Raw genomic sequence first — 1,764 nt, 5'->3', positions numbered from 1 at the left:
TCCTCCCTCTATAAATGTTGATATATCAACGGTCTGACCCGTTTTTAAAGTGATGAAAATATTTTTTCACCGCATAGTACATATAGTCTTTTCTAGTTCTTCAATTCATTGTCATTTGGTGAGTACGCTTCGCTAAAGTTAATTGAAAAAAATTAACTTTTAATTCCACTATATGATGCACTAATGGATCTCTGCGATGCTTATGACGACTCACCCTCCCATGTCTCTTGGCGTCTAGCGCATACATTCCTTCGTTCGGTCTATTCATAAGGCAGAGGCTGGCGATGCTCCTTAAGGGACTCGTAGTCTTATGGTGAAAATAATGCCGGCTTCTCCGTGTCATCCTTCTGTTAGAGGTCGAGTTCTGATTGCTTAGGCTGCCTCTCCGAGACAATAAAGGTCTTTCATCATTTGGCTCACATCAAAATGTACTTTCTTCTTGCACAAGGTGTGTAAAATCTTCAGTAACTTTCCACAGAGCACGACAATCGATTGTTTCTTTCGAAGTGGATTGATGGTGCGTGTAGTGTAATAATCATGTAATTGCTTAAAGGCCTCATTATGACGAATTAACGGTATCATGACACGGAATAAAAGAGCTCGAAGTTTTCTTCTACCACGCTTAGAAATCCGTTTTTGTCCTTTATGCTGTCCAGAAGAGTTTTCACGTAATGTGAGTCCCGCTAGTTTGATTAATTGGCGTGGATGCTCATATTGTGTAAGAGAACCAACTTCGGAAAGCAGCTCGACAATTGTTACGTCTCCGATTCCAGGTACTGATGCTAAATACGCATAATCCGTCATTTGTTTTGCCAGTTCTATAAGCTGGACTGTTAATTCATCAAGCTGAGCTTGCATCAATTGATACTGGGAAAGTAGTGTAGCGATTTCAATGCGTGCCATCACTAAGCCTTCTGTCAGTCCAATCGAGCTTTGTGCCACCTCGACTAATTGTTTTGCCTTTGGTAGCTGTGGACTTTTCATCCCATCTACTTGGCGGTATAAAAATAATAATTCTTCTGGCGTTTTCCCTTGAATGTCCATCGGCAGTGGTGTCTTTTCAAGCGCCGCATACGCCATTTTCCCGAAGTTTTTAAATACCTGTGTAAACTCAGGAAAAAAGCGATCTAACCAACGGATCATTCGATTTTGTAAGGCATTTACATCTTCTTGGATTTTGGCACGCAAGGTTGTACCATTACGCAATTCAGCTTCCACGCCTTCTAGAATACGTGGGTAACTAAATCGTCCATCTCGCATTAAACGTGCAATGACGAGCGCATCCTTTTGGTCATTCTTTGTTTGAAGATTGTCATCTAGCTCTTTGGAACGATTGACATGATGAGGATTCACCATGATAAATGGAATTCCATGTGCTTGAAGATAGGCAGCGAGATTCATCCAGTAGTGACCTGTGGGCTCGAAACCGACAAGAATTTCACTTTTTTCATGGGTAGCACGTAAAGCCAGTAATCTTTCATAAAAAGCATCGAAACCTTCTCTTGTTTGCGAGAAAGGGAACGATTTATGGAGCACGCGTCCTCTTTCATCAACCGCGCATGCATAATGTGTACGCTTGGCAATATCGATACCGATGACGAGTGTTTTTTCAGAGACTTGATTAATCTTTTGGTTCCTATTAGAATTCATAAAAGGAGTCCTCCTGTGTGATAGTGGGTCAATGGCTGTTGACACTCATGCATCATACAAGAGGGCTTTTCTGATTTCAAGCCCCTGAAAATCCTTCTAACAGGAATGCTCCTT

General features: G+C 41.5%; 1 protein-coding gene. It reads right to left on the bottom strand.

The annotated features are described in order from the left end of the window. Nucleotides 1-372: 372 nt before the first annotated feature. Nucleotides 373-1,650: an IS110 family RNA-guided transposase gene (locus tag EW028_RS24320; RefSeq protein ID WP_131522764.1), complete on the bottom strand. Its 1,278-nt coding sequence runs from the start codon at nt 1,648-1,650 to the stop codon at nt 373-375. Nucleotides 1,651-1,764 lie beyond the last annotated feature (114 nt).

The organism is Lysinibacillus sp. OL1, from assembly GCF_004332175.1.
Lineage (GTDB): Bacteria > Bacillota > Bacilli > Bacillales_A > Planococcaceae > Lysinibacillus > Lysinibacillus capsici.
Note: the sequence above shows the minus strand (reverse complement) of the source record. Positions and strands in the feature narration are given on the sequence as shown.